Raw genomic sequence first — 14573 nt, forward strand, 5'->3', positions numbered from 1 at the left:
GGCGCCCACCCTATGCGGCGGCGCCTGGCCGGCCCCCGTCGGGTCAGTCGTCGCTGCCACGGCCGCCGTGGTCGTCGTCGGCATCGTGCCCGGACCCGTCGTCGGACCCACCGCCGTGGTGGCCGGAGTCGTCGTTCGAGGCGGACGGCGCGGGCGCCGGCGCCGCCGGCGCGCTGCCGGTCTGGTCGCGGTCGTCACCCGGCTCGACGCGGTCGTCTCGGTTCGTGAGGCCGCCGTGGTCGTCGACCGACGTGCTCGTCGGCGACGCGCTCGGGGAGGACGTCGGGGTGGCGTCCCGGTCGTCGCCCGGCTCGGTCCGCTCGTCGCGGGGCGTCGCTCCCCCGTTGTCCTCGACCACCGCCTGCGTGGGAGGCGCGACGGGGACCGACGGGCTCAGGCTGCTGTTCCCGGCCAGCCCGACCGCGGCGGGCGCGGCCGCGACGAGCAGGGCGGCTGTCAGCACGATCATGCGCTTCATCGGAACTCCTCGGTTGTGGTGAGGACTCCTTTCTCCCGCACGCGCGGTACGGCCCACCATCGGACCTTGGTACTAGTACCGGCGACAGGGCCGCGGCCGAGAAGGCCGGGCTTTCGTCGTGTCAGACCTTGTCGACCGGCAGGAGCCGCATGGCCTCCTCGACCCCGAGCAGGTGGCTGGCCATCCGGATGCGTGCGGCCTCGGCATTGCCGGCCTCGAGCGCGCGCCAGATGGCGTCGTGCTCGTGCCATGTCCGTTCCTCGGCGCCGTCCTCGTGGAGTCCCCGCCACAGCCGAGTGCGCGCCGTGCGGCTGGCGAGCGACTCGACGAACGCGGCGAGCACGGGGTTGCCGGAGTTCTCGGCGACGATGCGGTGGAACTCGATGTCGGTGGCGATGAAGGCCTCGTGGTCCACCGGTGTCCGGCCGAGGATCTCACGCACCTCGTCGAGCACCTCGCGCGCTCGCGCCAGCGCGTCCGGTGTGATGCGGGTGGCGGCAAGGCCGGCCGACTCGGTCTCCAGGAGCCGGCGCACGGCGTGGAACGGCTGCGCCGAGCCGTCGGCGTGCAGGTCGACGAAGAAACCCATCGACGAGAGCAGCCGGGACGGGTCCAGGCTGGTCACGTAGGTCCCGTCGCCCTGGCGCGTCTCGAGGATGCCGAGGGTGACCAGGGCGCGGACGCCCTCACGCAGCGGGCCGCGGGAGACGCCGAGATCGTCGGCCAGGTCCTTCTCGACCGGCAGCCTGGCCCCGGCCTGTAGCCGGCCGTCGAGGATCATCTCCTTGATGGCCTCGACGACCTCGTCGGTACGCGACATGCGGCGAGTATTCACCACCGGAGCGAGGTCACCCCGGACCCGCGCTCACCGGCCCACTCGGACCCGTCCGGGTAGCGGAACCGGGTCACGCTCGCGGCGTGCATCTGCGTCGAGTAGCCGGGCCGGCTCGGCACCACGTAGCCCGGGCCCCACCCGGTGTCACTCACCAGGACCGGGTCGGCGAAGTGTTCGTGCAGGTGGTCGACGTACTCGGTCACGCGCCCGTCGAGGCTCCCGCTCACGGCGACGTAGTCCAGCACCGAGACGTGCTGGACCATCTCGCACAGACCGACGCCGCCCGCGTGGGGGCAAACAGGCACCCCGAACTTCGCGGCGAGCAGCAGGACGGCCACGATCTCGTTCAGGCTCGCCAGCCGTCCCGTGTCGAGCTGGAGGTAGTCCAGGGCGTGCGCCTGCAGGAACTGCTTGAACATGACTCGGTTGTGGCAGTGCTCGCCCGTGGCGACGCCGATCGGCGCGACGCGGTCGCGGATCTCGGCGTGGCCGAGCACGTCGTCGGGCGACGTCGGCTCCTCGATCCACAGCGGCCGGAACCGGCTGAGCGCCCGGACCCACGCGACGGCCTCCGGGACGTCCCACACCTGGTTCGCGTCGATCATCAGGTGCCGGTCAGGGCCCAGGATCTCCCGTGCGATGCCGCAGCGGCGCATGTCGTCCGCGAGGCTGGCGCCCACCTTCAGCTTGATGTGCGTGTACCCGGCGTCGACGGCCTCCTGGCACAGCCGACGCAGCTTCTGGTCGGAGTACCCGAGCCAGCCCGCCGAGGTGGTGTAGGCCGGGTAGCCGCGCACCTCCAGGTGTGCGACCCGGTCGGCCTTGGTCGGTTCGTGCACGCGCAGGATCCCGATCGCCTCGTCCCGAGTGAGCGCGTCGGACAGGTAGCGCAGGTCGGCCACGTCGACGAGCTGCTCCGGCGTCATGTCGGCGAGCAGGCGCCAGACGGGCACACCGGCGCGACGAGCCACCAGGTCCCAGGTCGCGTTGAGGACGGCGGCGACCGAGAGGTGCACCACGCCCTTCTCCGGCCCGAGCCAGCGCAGCTGGGAGTCCGCCGTGAGCGACCGGTAGACGCCGCCCATGTCGGCGGCCAGCTCGTCGACGTCGCGCCCGACGAGGGCCGCCGCCTGCTGCCGGGCCGCCTCCGCGACGAGGTCGTTGCCGCGGCCGATCGTGAACGTCAGCCCGTAGCCGGCGAGCGGCTCGCCCGATCCGTCCACGGCGTCCGTGCGCAGGACGACGTACGCCGCGGAGTAGTCCGCGTCCTGGTTCATCGCGTCCGACCCGTCCGCCGTCAATGAGGTGGGAAACCGAACGTCCTCGACGTCGACCTCGACGATCCGCGCCATCGCTACACCTGCCTGTCCGCTTCATCCATCGCCGATACATATGATGATTCGCGCCCAAGGTAGGCGCGCCTCGACTCTTGGTCAAGGCGGCGATCCGCGCGTATGGACGCCGCGCGTCGCCCTTCTCGTCAGGACGCGATCCTTGCGATACATTTGATGAATCATGGGCCCGAGGCCCGACAAGGCAGCGGGGACCGGAGGAGAAGTCGGATGGCGGTCATCGATGCCCACCACCACGTCTGGCGGCGAGCCGAGACCCCTCAGCCATGGATCGACCCCGAGCGCATGACGGCGATCGACGCCGACTTCACACTCGCCGACCTGCCCGCCGGCGAGCACGGGATCGACGCGACGGTGGTCGTCCAGAGCGCCGACAGCCTGCGGGAGTCGCTGGACCTGCTCGGCCTGGTCGGACCGGTCGCCGGCGTGGTCGGCTGGGTCGACATCCTCGGCGACGTCGCCGGCCAGGTCGTTGACCTGCGGAACGTCGCGGGACCGCTCGTCGGCATCCGCTCGATGGTGCAGGCCCAGCACGACCCGGCCTACCTCGACCGCCCTGACGTGCGGGCGGGGATCTCGGCCGTCGGCGACGCGGGTCTCCCGTTCGACCTGGTGGTCCGGCACGACCAGCTCGCAGCGGCCGCCCGGCTCGCCGAGAGCCACCCCGACGTGCTCTTCGTGCTGGACCACCTGGGCAAGCCTCCGCTCACCGGTCACGCGCTCGGGCCGTGGCGCGCCGACCTCGCCCGCCTGGCCGCATGCCCGAACGTCGTCGCGAAGCTGTCCGGGCTGGCCACCGAGGCCGATTGGGCGTCCTGGTCGGTCGCGACGCTGAGGCCCGCCGTCGACCACGCCCTCGACGTGCTCGGCCCGGAGCGGCTGATGTTCGGCTCGGACTGGCCGGTCTGTCTTCTCGCCGTCACGTACGGCCGGTGGATGGAGGTCGTCCACGAGCTGACGGACGACCTAGCCCCTGACGAACGCGACCAGATCTGGGGCGGCACCGCCGCCCGTACCTACCAGCTGGAGGAGCAGGGATGAGCACGCACAGCGACGAGCTGGCGGGACTGTCGGCCGTGGTGACCGGCGGAGCATCGGGCATCGGCGCCGAGGTGGTCCGCGAGCTGCTGCGACGCGGGGCGCGGGTCGCGTCGCTGGACCGCTCGGTCGACGGCGTGCCGGACGGCGCCGTCGCCGTGGTGGCCGACGTGACCGACGACGCGCAGGTCCGCTCGGCGGTCGCGCAGGCCGCCGCAGCGCTGGGCGGCATCGACATCCTGGTGAACAACGCGGGGATCGGCGCCGCGGGCACGGTCGCCGACAACGACGACGACGAGTGGCGTCGCGTGCTCGACGTCAACGTCCTCGGCATGGTCCGCGTCACCCGTGCCGCGCTCCCTCACCTGCTGTCCTCGTCGCACGCCTCGATCGTCAACACCTGCTCGATCGCCGCGTGGGTGGGCCTGCCGCAGCGCGCGCTGTACTCGGCCTCCAAGGGTGCGGTGCAGGCGCTCACGCTCGCCATGGCGGCCGACCACGTCCGCGAGGGGATCCGCGTCAACTGCGTCAACCCCGGCACGGTCGACACGCCGTGGGTCGGTCGCCTGCTCGCCGCGGCGGCCGACCCGGCGGCCGAGCGGGCCGCCCTCGAGGCCCGCCAGCCGACCGGGCGGCTGGTCAGCCCGCAGGCCGTCGCGCACGCCGTCTGCTACCTCGCGAGCCCGTTGGCCGACGCCACCACCGGAACCGTCCTGGCGGTCGACGGCGGCATGCACGGTCTTCGCGTGCGTCCGGCATGACGCCGCCCCGCCGCCAGATCCCCGGCACGACCGTCGCCCCGACGGCCCTCGGCTACGGCGCCGCCCAGGCCGGCAACCTCTACCGCGCGACCACGGACGACGAGACGCTGGCGGCCGTCGACGCGGCTTGGTCCGCCGGGATCAGGTACTTCGACACCGCACCGCACTACGGCCTCGGGCTCTCCGAGCGCCGGCTGGGCGCCGCGCTGCGCGACAGGCCGCGCGACGAGCTCGTCCTGTCGACCAAGGTCGGGCGCCTCCTCGACCCGTCGCCGCAGACGGCCGGGCAGCGTGACCCGGACGGCTTCGACGTCCCCGCCGACCACGTCCGCCGCTGGGACTTCAGCCGCGACGGCGTCCTGCGGTCGCTGGAGTCGAGCCTGGCGCGCACTGGCCTCGACCGGGTGGACATCGTCTACCTGCACGACCCCGACGAGCACTGGGACGAGGCCTCGCAGCAGGCCGTGCCGGCGCTCGTCGAGCTGCGCGACCAGGGCGTCGTCGGTGCGATCGGCACGGGGATGAACCAGTCGGCGATGCTGACGCGGTTCGTCCGGGAGTGCGACGTCGACGTCGTCATGTGCGCGGGCCGGTACACGCTGCTCGAGCAGCCGGCGGCCGCTGACCTGCTGCCCGCCGCGCTCGAGCGAGGGGTGGCCGTCGTCGTCGCGGGCGTCTACAACTCGGGTCTGCTGGCCCGCGACGTCCCGCCGCCCTCCGCGCACTACGACTACGCCGTGGCGCCCGCCGAGCTGCTCGCGCGGGCCCGTGCGATCGCTGACGTGTGCCGCCGGTTCGACGTGACCCTGCCAGAGGCAGCGCTCGCGTTCGTCGACCGCCATCCGGCGGTGGTCAGCACCGTCGTCGGCCTGCGCACCGCCACCCAGGTCGCGCAGACCCTGAACCGCTCCACCGCGCAGGTGCCCGACGAGCTCTGGCCGGCGCTGGTACGCGCCGGCCTGCTCGCCGAGGACCACGCGCCGACCGAAGGATGACCATGCAGCTGCTCCGCCTCGGGCCCGTCGGGCACGAGATCCCGGCCGTCGTCGGCGACGACGGTGTCGTGCGCGACCTGTCGAGCCTCACGGCGGACATCGACGGCGCGTTCCTGTCCACCGGCGGCGTCGAGCGCGCACGTGCCGCGCTCCCGACCCTGCCCGTGCTCGCCGGCGCGGACGCGATGCGCCGCGGCGCACCCGTCGCGCGGCCCACGGCCGTCGTCTGCATCGGGCAGAACTACGCCGCGCACGCCGCCGAGTCGGGGGCGACGCCGCCGGTCGTGCCGATCGTCTTCCTCAAGCACCCGAACACCGTCGTCGGCCCGGACGACCACGTGCCGCTGCCGCCGGGCGCGCTCAAGCTCGACTACGAGGTCGAGCTCGCGGTCGTCGTCGGCCGCCGCGCGTCCTACCTGCAGTCCCTGGCCGAAGCGCACGCCTGCATCGCCGGGTACACCGTGGTCGACGACATCAGCGAGCGGGCGTGGCAGATGGAGGAGTCGCTGGGCCAGTGGTCCAAGGGCAAGTGCGGGCCCGCGTTCGCTCCGCTCGGGCCGGCGCTGGTCCCGGCCGCCGACGTGGACGCCGGGGCGCTCGGGCTGCGCTCGTGGGTCAACGGCGAACCGCGGCAGGACTCGTCGACCGCCGACATGATCTTCGCCGTCGACCACCTCGTCTGGAGCCTGTCGCAGTACATGGCGCTCGAGCCCGGAGACGTGATCTGCACCGGGACGCCCGAGGGCGTCGCATTCTCCGGCCGGTTCCCCTACCTGCGGGCGGGCGACGTCGTCGAGGTCGAGATCGACGGCCTGGGGCGCCAGCGGCACGAGGTGGTCGCCTGATGCTCACGCACACGCTCCTGCATCCGGGCATCCTCGCGGCGCTCGCGGCGGCGGGCCACGGCTCGCAGGTGCTCGTCGCCGACGCGAACTACCCGCACTCGACGGGCACCCACCGGCGCGCCACGCGGGTGCACCTCAACCTGCGCCCCGGCCTCGTCGGGGTCGACGACGTGCTCGCGACCCTGCTCACCGCGATCCCGGTCGAGGCCGCCCACGTGATGGTGCCGGACGACGGCGCACACATCCCGGCGCACGACGGGTTCCGCGCCGCCGTCGGTCCGGACGTCGCCTGGCACGACCTCGACCGGTTCGCGTTCTACCGTGCCGCCCGAACGCGCGACGTCGCCCTCGTCATCGCCACGGGCGACGTCCGGGTCTACGCCAACGTGCTGCTCACCATCGGCGTCCGTGCGCCGGAGGTGACGCCGTGACCGGCCGTCAACTGCCGCGGTGGTCCGAGCTGGCCCCGCTGATGCGGCCCAAGCCGATCCGGTTCAGCGCGACCGAGCGACGGCTGGCCGACGCGCTCACGATCGCCGACCTGCGCACGGTCGCCCGCAAGCGCACCCCACGGTCGGTGTTCGACTACACCGACGGCGCCGCCGAGGCCGAGATCAGCCTGCACCGGGCCCGGTCGCTGTTCCACGACCTGGAGCTGCGACCCTCGATCCTGCACGACGTCTCCAGCATCGACACCACCACCACCATGCTCGGTCGCCCCGCCGCGGTGCCGTTCTCGTTCGCACCCACCGGGTTCACCCGGCTGATGCACCACGAGGGAGAACGCGCCGTCGTCCGCGTCGCCCAGAGACGCGCCATCCCCTACGCCCTGTCCACCATGGGCACCACGTCCATCGAGGACGTCGCCGCAGCCGGGCCGGACGCGCGCAAGTGGTTCCAGCTGTACGTCTGGCGCGACCGGTCGGCCGGCGAGGACCTCATGGCGCGTGCCAAGGCCGCAGGGTTCGAGGCGCTCGTGCTCACGGTCGACGTGCCGGTGGCGGGTGCGCGGCTGCGCGACGCCCGCAACGGGTTCTCCATCCCGCCGGCACTGACCGTCAAGACGGTCCTGGACGCCGCGACCCACCCCGCCTGGTGGCTCAACCTGCTCACCACCGAGACCCTGACGTTCGCGTCCCTGACCGCATGGTCCGGGACCGTCGCCGACCTGCTCGACCGGCTCTTCGACCCCACCATGACGATCGAGGACCTCGAGTGGATCCGCGCGTCCTGGGACGGTCCGCTGATCATCAAGGGCATCCAGACGGTCGAGGACGCCCGCCGGGTCACGGACGCCGGTGCGGACGCGATCGTGCTCTCCAACCACGGCGGACGCCAGCTCGACCGAGCCCCCGTCCCGCTACGCCTCGTCCCGGACGTCAGGGACGCGGTCGGGGACCGCGCACAGGTCTGGGTCGACACCGGCATCATGACGGGCGCCGACATCGTCGCCGCGCTCGCGCTGGGAGCGGACGCCACCATGGTCGGCCGCGCGTACCTCTACGGCCTCATGGCGGGTGGCGAACGGGGCGTCGACCGCGCCGCCGACATCCTCACGCGGGAGATCCGACGCACCATGGCCCTGCTGGGGGTCACCAGCATCGACCAGCTCGGGAGCCACCACGTACGGCTGCCGTAGCGGTCAGGACTCCAGTCGCGCGGCGAGGTCCTCGACCGGCATGAAGAGCAGGTCCTCGATCGCGTGGCCGGCCAGCGCCTTCTCGTCGAACGAGGGTGACGTCTCGCTCGCCGCCGCGCGCAGCTCGGCCCACCGGTCGCCCATGTGGCTCATCGCGCCGATCACCGCCGGGACCGTCGCGTCGGCGTCGAGCTCGACGTGCAGCACGGTGAGGCCGACGGACCCGTGGTCGCTCACCGAGACCTCGGGGACGATGACCACGATCCGACCGTCGGAGCGACCCCGGACGAGCCGGGCCTCCCCCGCCTCGAGCGCGCGACGCTTCGAGCCGACGACGAGCGTGGGCTCGTCGGCCCGGCTGCGCAGCAGTGCCGCCGAACCGGTCTTGGCGACCACCTCGATCATCGGCCCGTTGACCCGGTAGCGGGTGGCGCCGGTGGTGCCGCGGACCACGCCGGAGAAGGCGGAGACCGCCCGCAGGGTCTGCAGGCTGAGTGCGTGCGTGTCGGCGTCCACGGCCTCGAGCGCGAGGGCCAGGGCGCTGTCGAAGACGTCGGCGTCGGAGCGCGACGTCCCGACCGTGACGGTCTTGGCCTGGTGCTTGACCGTGTCGATCGAGCGCGTGAGCTGGTCGATCGCCGCGGTCAGCGCCCGGCGGGTCGCGTCCGTCGCATCGGGTGCCGCGTCGCCGGACGTGGTGATGACGCGGGCCAGCTCGAGGGCGACGTCGCTGGTCAGCACCCCGCGGAGCTCGCCGCGACCGGCCCGGGCCAGCACGGTCTGGATGAGCGTCGTGATGCGTCGGCTGCTCGCGTACGGCGTCGGCATGCGACCGTCGACCGCGGCCTCCAGGACGTCCAGGGCCTCGCGCAGGGGCTCGCCTGCCGCGTCGATCGCGCGGGCCATGTGATACGAGAACAGGTGGCCGGCGGCCGTGCTGAGGATCCAGGCGAGCTCGGGGCGCGTGCGCGGAACCGTGATCGTCGACCCGACCGGCCAGAGGTGCTCGGTCCCCTCGTCGGCGACCACGACGGGCCGGTTGCGGTGCGCCCCGAAGATCTCGATCTCCTTGGCCAGGTCGGCCAGGTGGTTCGGCTGGGCACCGGCGACGAGGGCCACGACGAGCGCCTCGGCGGACAGGTCGATGTGCTTCTTGTCCTCGATCGCGTCGACCGAGACGGTCTTGTAGCAGAGCTCGGACAGCTTGATCCGGACCTCGGACGCGGCGACGGAGTTGGGCCCCGACCCGACGACCGCCCACGACGGGTAGGTGCACGCGACCTCGGCGGCGACGGCGGCGATGCTGTCCGTCCCCTGCCCGACCTGGCGCAGCTGGTCGGGCAGCTGCTGCAGCGAGCGCAGCAGCCGGTCGCCGGCCGCCGCGCTGACGGTCCCCGCGGACCGCGCGACCCGCAGCGCCAGCAGGCAGCCCGCGGCCACCTGGGAGTAGAACGCCTTGGTCGAGGCGACGGCCATCTCGATGTCCCGGCCGTCGCTGGTGTAGATGACGCCGGCACTCTTGGCGGCCAGGTCGCTGTCCCGTCGGTTCAGGATCGAGATCACCGAGGCACCGCGCTCCTTGGCCAGGTCCACGCACCGGTTGGTGTCGGTGGTGGACCCGGACTGGCTGATGGCCACGACGAGCGTGCGGCTCATGTCCCGCGACAGGCCCGAGATCGACAGCTCGGTGGCCGGTGCCGCGCTGACCACGATGCGCCCGCCGAGCACGCGCTCCGCGAGGTAGGCGATGCCCCGCGCCGCCACGGCCGCGGTGCCCTGCCCGGTCACGATGATCCGGTCCAGGCCCCCGGACTCGACGAGCCGACGGATCTCGTCGGGGTACGACTCGGCGGCGAGCGTCGCCTCGAGGCTGCCGTCGGCGGAGGTCCGGATCCGGCCGAGCAGCGTCTTCTCGAACGACGCGGCCGCCTCCTTGATCTCCTTGGCCAGGTAGTGCTCCTCGTCGCCGAGCGCCAGGTCGCGGCTGGTGACCTCCGCGACGCTCGTCTCCTGGGCGCCGACCGGCCACGGCGTACCGTCGCCGTCGAACCGGTCGACGGCCCCCGCGGACCCGTCCGATGAGCCTCGCGACAGCTCCAGGACGGACCCGAGGTTCCGGGCTCCACCCGCGCGCCCCCCGTCCACCCGCAGGTAGCGGTCCGTCACGCCGACCAGGCCGTACACCTCGCTCGCCACGTACAGGCCGGAGTCGGCGAGCCCGACGTAGAGACCCTGGCCGCTGCCCTTGACGACGAGCTGGACGGCGTCGGGCAGCCCCGCAGACACCAGCGCGATCGCCATCGACCCCTCGAAAGGCGCGACGGCCTCGGCGACGGCCGCGGCTCCGGCCCGACGGGTCAGCGTCTTGGCGACGACCAGCGGGATGATCTTCGCGTCGGTCGTGATCTCGACCGGGGGCAGCACCTGACCGGGCACCGTCCGCAGGCCGAGGTAGTTGTCGATGTCACCGTTCAGCGCGGCGATCGTGTACGGGCCGGGCGACTCGCCGTCGGCGTCCCGGGAGTCGACGGGGTGCGCGTTCGGCTCGCTGATGCGCCCGACGCTGGCCCACCGCGTGTGGGCGAGCACCGTGACGCGGGCCGACCGGCACGCGAGCGCACGGTGCAGGGCCGTGTCGCGGCGGATGCTCGAGAGCAGCGCGTCGACGTTGTCGCCCAGGCGACCGACGACGGCTGCGTGCTTGTAGGTGAACACCGCGCCGGCGTCGACCAGGACGCGGCTCCCGTCGCGCAGCAGGAGGTCGTCGCGCGCGGGCACCCCGTCGAAGACGGCAGCGTCCTGCGGGTCGACGGAGACCAAGATCGAGATCCCTGCCGAGTCGCGGCCGCGCACCTCGAGCCGGTTGATCGACGCGAGCACGCGCAGGACCGCGAGGTAGGAGACGAGCGTCGTCGGCGTCGGCGCCGGGCCAGCGAGCGCCGTGGCCGTCTCGATCAGCGACAGAACGTCGAACTGCAGCGCCCAGATCGCGTCGCTGAGCGCGCGGAGCGCGATCTGCACGCCCTGGACTCCCTCCACGGACCAGGTCGAGACGAGGGCGAGCTCGCCGGTGAGCCCGGCGGCCCAGGCGGCCAGCGACTCGACGTCCCGGACCAGCCCGCCGCGGGCGGTCGCGTCCTGCGCGAGCCACGCGGCGTGCGCCGGAGCCTCGACGGTGGACCGGAACGTCGCGATCCCCGACGTCAGCGCCGCGACCCGATCGCGCACCGCGGCGGCGTCGAGGTCGGCCAGGCTCCAGGCCCCGACCCCGGGCCGGGGCAGGCCGGTCAGGTCGAACGGCCGCGCGGCGACGACGCCTTCGGGATAGGTCGGAAGGGCTGCGACGATGCCGCACATGTGTCAGTCCTCTCGTGGGTGACGAGCGGCGGACGGATCGGACGGCCTGAACGCCGGCCGGACCCCTCTCGCGCCGCATCGACGACGTCGGCCATCGTAGACGAGGCGTCGATCCCTGAGCCCGGGTCAGGCTCCCCAGCACAAGCAGAACGGGTGGCCGACCGGATCCTCGTAGACCTGGAACCCGTGCGGGCCGTCGGCGGCCTGCAGCAGCACCGCGCCGGCGGCCAGCGCGTGCTCGTGCGCCGCGCGGATGTCGTCGACGTACAGGTCGAGGTGCACCTGCTGCGGCTCGCCGTCCGGCCACCGCGGCCGCACGTGGGTCCGGCGCGAGCTGGAACTCGAGGCGCGGCTCGCCGTCGACGAGGACGGTGTGCCACTCGTTGTCGGTGGACACCGTGCCGCCGAGCAGCGCCGCCCAGAACGCACTCTCGACCGCGAGGTCGGGCGTGTCGAACACCACCACCTGACGTCTGATCTTCACAGGTCCATCGTGACAGCGCGGTGCTCGGGTCGCGCGGCCCGGCTCAGGCCACCGCCGCCCGGCCCGCCTCGAGGCGGGCGATCGGGACGCGGAACGGCGAGCACGAGACGTAGTCGAGCCCGACGTCGTGGAAGAACCGGATCGACTCCGGGTCGCCCCCGTGCTCGCCGCAGACGCCCAGGTGCAGCCCCGGCTTGGTCGCCCGGCCGCCCTCGACGCCCGCACGGACCAGCCGGCCGACACCGTCCGCGTCGAGGGTCTCGAACGGGGAGATCGTGAGCACCCCGTTCTGCAGGTAGTCGGCGAAGAAGGCCCGCTCGACGTCGTCGCGGGAGAACCCCCACGTGGTCTGCGTGAGGTCGTTGGTGCCGAACGAGAAGAAGTCGGCCTCCTCGGCGATCCGGTGCGCGGTCAGCGCCGCCCGCGGCAGCTCGATCATGCAGCCGATGGGCACGTCGAGGGGCACACCCGACTCCTCGGCGACGTCGGCGAGGACCCGCTGGGCCTCCTCGCGGACGAGCTGGAGCTCGCGGACCGAGCCGACGAGCGGCACGAGGATCTCCGGTCGGGGGTCGCGGCCAGCGCGCAGCAGAGCGACCGTGGCCTCGGCGATCGCGCGGACCTGCAGCGCGAACAGGCCCGGCAGCGTCAGCCCGAGCCGCACGCCACGCAGGCCGAGCATGGGGTTCTGCTCGTGCATGCGTCGGACCGCCGCCAGGACCGCGACGTCGCGGTCGTCGCCCTCGCCCGTGGCCACCCGGACGGCCAGCTCGGTGAGGTCAGGCAGGAACTCGTGCAGGGGCGGGTCGATGAGCCGGATCGTCGTCGGCAGCCCGTCCATGGCCTCCAGCAGGCCGACGAAGTCCTCCCGCTGCAGCGGGAGCAGGTCGGCCAGGGCGGCGGGTGCGTCGACGGCGTCGGCCAGCACGAGCCGCTCGATGTACGCCCGGCGCTCGCCCAGGAACTGGTGCTCGGTCCGGCACAGCCCGATCCCCTGGGCCCCCCGGGCGCGGGCGCGCTGCGCGTCCTGCGCGGTGTCGGCGTTGGCGCGGACCTGCATCCGGCGGACCGAGTCGGCGTGCCGCAGGACGCGGTCGACGGCCGTGACCAGGGCGCGGGACTGCGGATCGGTCGCGGCGGCGAGCCCGGCGTCCAGACCGTCGGCGACGTAGACCATGACGGGCGAGTCGACGACCGGCACCGCGCCGAGGAACACCTCGCCCGTCGACCCGTCGAGCGCGATCGTGTCACCGGCGTGGAGGACGACGTCACCGAAGCGGACCGCCGACCCGTCGACGAGCATGTCCTCGGCGCCGACGACGGCGCACGTCCCCATGCCGCGCGCGACGACCGCCGCGTGCGAGGTCTTGCCGCCGCGGGCGGTGAGGACGCCGTCGGCGACGATCATCCCCTGCAGGTCGTCGGGGTTCGTCTCGCGCCGGACGAGGATCACGTGCGCCCCGGCCTGCGAGCGTTCCACCGCCTGCGCGTTGTCCAGGACGATCTCGCCCACCGCCGCGCCCGGCGAGGCGGGCATCGCCCGCGTGAGCAGGCGGCGGGCCGCGGCTGCGTCGAACTGCGGGAACAGCAGCTGGCTGAGCTTGTCGCCCGTGCAGCGCGTGATCGCCTCGTCCATCGTGATCAGGCTCTCGTCCACCAGCTCGGTCGCGATCCGGAACGCGGCGGCTGCGGTGCGCTTGCCCACCCGCGTCTGCAGCAGCCAGAGCTTGCCGCGCTCGATGGTGAACTCGATGTCGCACAGGTCCCGGTAGTGGGTCTCGAGGCGTCGCATCGCCTGGCGAAGCACCTCGTACGACGTCGGGTCGAGCAGCTCGAGCTCGGCGAGAGGGAGCGTGTTCCGGATGCCCGCGACCACGTCCTCGCCCTGAGCGTTGGGCAGGTAGTCGCCGTACACGCCGACCGCGCCCGTGGCCGGGTCGCGCGTGAAGCACACGCCCGTGCCCGAGGTCTCGCCGAGGTTGCCGAACACCATGCTCACCACGTTCACGGCCGTGCCGAGGTCGTTCGGGATGCGCTCCCGGCGTCGGTACAGCCGGGCGCGGTCGGTGTTCCACGAGCCGAGCACCGCCTCGATCGCCATGTCGAGCTGCTCGCGGGGGTGCTGGGGGAACTCGCGGCCGGTGCGCTCGAGGACGATCTCCTTGAACGTGTGCACCACGACCCGCAGGTCCTGCGCGTCGAGGTCGACGTCGGTGGCGGCGCCCACCGCGCTCTTGCGCTCCTGCAGCGCCTTCTCGAACACGTCGCCGTCGATGCCGAGCACGGTCTTGCCGAACATCTGGATGAGGCGGCGGTAGGAGTCCCACGCGAACCGCTCGTCGCCCGAGAACTCGGTGAGCCCCTTCACGGAGGCGTCGTTGAGCCCGATGTTCAGGACGGTCTCCATCATCCCGGGCATCGAGAACTTGGCCCCGGAGCGTACGGACACCAGGAGCGGCTCGTGGAAGTCGCCCAGCCGGCGCCCGAGCGCGTCCTCGATCTCCCGGACCGCGAGCGTGACCTCGACACGCAGCTCGGCCGGGACGTGACCGTCGCGCATGTAGGCCCGGCACGCCTCGGTGGTGATCGTGAAGCCCGGCGGCACGGGCAGGTCGAGGTTCGTCATCTCGGCGAGGTTGGCGCCCTTCCCGCCGAGCAGGTCGAGCTGGTCCTTGTCGCCGTCGCAGAACCTGGACACGTACCTGGCCATCGTGGGGCTCCCCGTCGTCAGGGGCTGCGGGTGGCGCAGCCGTTCCTTCAGACTTCAGGGCCCGTCCCGACGAGTTCTA

At 73.0% G+C, this 14573-nt stretch carries 12 protein-coding genes and 1 pseudogene; 6 read left to right on the forward strand and 7 right to left on the reverse strand.

From position 1 onward, the window contains the following. Positions 1–43 precede the first annotated feature (43 nt). The 3 genes from ACPPVS_RS11705 to ACPPVS_RS11715 all read right to left on the reverse strand — a co-directional run bounded on the left by ACPPVS_RS11705 (position 44) and on the right by ACPPVS_RS11715 (position 2665). Entirely contained in the window at positions 44–478 is a 435-nt protein-coding gene (locus tag ACPPVS_RS11705) for a hypothetical protein (protein WP_426592442.1), read from the reverse strand. Positions 479–599: 121 nt separating this feature from the next. Further along, a complete protein-coding gene (locus ACPPVS_RS11710; protein WP_426592443.1) occupies positions 600–1298 on the reverse strand; it encodes a FadR/GntR family transcriptional regulator in 699 nt (232 codons plus the stop codon). 11 nt (positions 1299–1309) lie between these two features. Further along, positions 1310–2665, reverse strand: a complete 1356-nt coding sequence (locus ACPPVS_RS11715; RefSeq protein WP_426592444.1) for an enolase C-terminal domain-like protein — start codon at positions 2663–2665, stop codon at positions 1310–1312. A gap of 210 nt (positions 2666–2875) precedes the next feature. On the opposite strand from ACPPVS_RS11715, the gene ACPPVS_RS11720 reads away from it, so the two are divergent. The 6 genes from ACPPVS_RS11720 to ACPPVS_RS11745 are packed head-to-tail and all read left to right on the forward strand — an operon-like array spanning position 2876 to position 7943. Beyond that, positions 2876–3706, forward strand: coding sequence for an amidohydrolase family protein (locus ACPPVS_RS11720; protein ID WP_426592445.1), 831 nt, complete (start codon positions 2876–2878; stop codon positions 3704–3706). Continuing rightward, entirely contained in the window at positions 3703–4464 is a 762-nt protein-coding gene (locus tag ACPPVS_RS11725; protein ID WP_426592446.1) for an SDR family NAD(P)-dependent oxidoreductase, read from the forward strand. Before ACPPVS_RS11720 ends, ACPPVS_RS11725 begins: the two co-directional genes overlap by 4 nt. Continuing rightward, a complete protein-coding gene (locus ACPPVS_RS11730; RefSeq protein ID WP_426592447.1) occupies positions 4461–5459 on the forward strand; it encodes an aldo/keto reductase in 999 nt (332 codons plus the stop codon). Before ACPPVS_RS11725 ends, ACPPVS_RS11730 begins: the two co-directional genes overlap by 4 nt. 2 nt (positions 5460–5461) lie before the next feature. Continuing rightward, positions 5462–6304, forward strand: coding sequence for a fumarylacetoacetate hydrolase family protein (locus tag ACPPVS_RS11735; RefSeq protein ID WP_426592448.1), 843 nt, complete (start codon positions 5462–5464; stop codon positions 6302–6304). After that, entirely contained in the window at positions 6304–6735 is a 432-nt protein-coding gene (locus tag ACPPVS_RS11740) for an RbsD/FucU family protein (protein ID WP_426592449.1), read from the forward strand. The genes ACPPVS_RS11735 and ACPPVS_RS11740 overlap by 1 nt, the downstream gene beginning before the upstream one ends. After that, positions 6732–7943 carry an alpha-hydroxy acid oxidase gene (locus tag ACPPVS_RS11745; RefSeq protein WP_426592450.1) on the forward strand — a complete coding sequence of 404 codons (1212 nt, stop codon included), beginning with the start codon at positions 6732–6734 and terminating at the stop codon, positions 7941–7943. The genes ACPPVS_RS11740 and ACPPVS_RS11745 overlap by 4 nt, the downstream gene beginning before the upstream one ends. Before the next feature lie 3 nt (positions 7944–7946). Here the strand turns inward: ACPPVS_RS11745 and ACPPVS_RS11750 are convergent, their stop codons facing one another. The 4 genes and pseudogenes from ACPPVS_RS11750 to ppdK all read right to left on the reverse strand — a co-directional run bounded on the left by ACPPVS_RS11750 (position 7947) and on the right by ppdK (position 14494). Beyond that, a complete protein-coding gene (locus tag ACPPVS_RS11750; protein WP_426592451.1) occupies positions 7947–11300 on the reverse strand; it encodes an SIS domain-containing protein in 3354 nt (1117 codons plus the stop codon). Positions 11301–11426: 126 nt separating this feature from the next. After that, positions 11427–11618, reverse strand: a complete 192-nt coding sequence (locus ACPPVS_RS11755; protein WP_426592452.1) for a VOC family protein — start codon at positions 11616–11618, stop codon at positions 11427–11429. Positions 11619–11670: 52 nt separating this feature from the next. Beyond that, positions 11671–11784 (reverse strand): annotated as a pseudogene (locus ACPPVS_RS11760) (VOC family protein); the annotation flags it as partial. A 43-nt stretch (positions 11785–11827) separates the two neighbouring features. Beyond that, positions 11828–14494 carry a pyruvate, phosphate dikinase gene (gene ppdK, locus ACPPVS_RS11765; protein WP_426592453.1) on the reverse strand — a complete coding sequence of 889 codons (2667 nt, stop codon included), beginning with the start codon at positions 14492–14494 and terminating at the stop codon, positions 11828–11830. Between the last annotated feature and the right edge of the window lie 79 nt (positions 14495–14573).

This window comes from Cellulomonas sp. McL0617 (assembly GCF_049994875.1).
Taxonomy (GTDB): Bacteria; Actinomycetota; Actinomycetes; order Actinomycetales; family Cellulomonadaceae; genus Cellulomonas.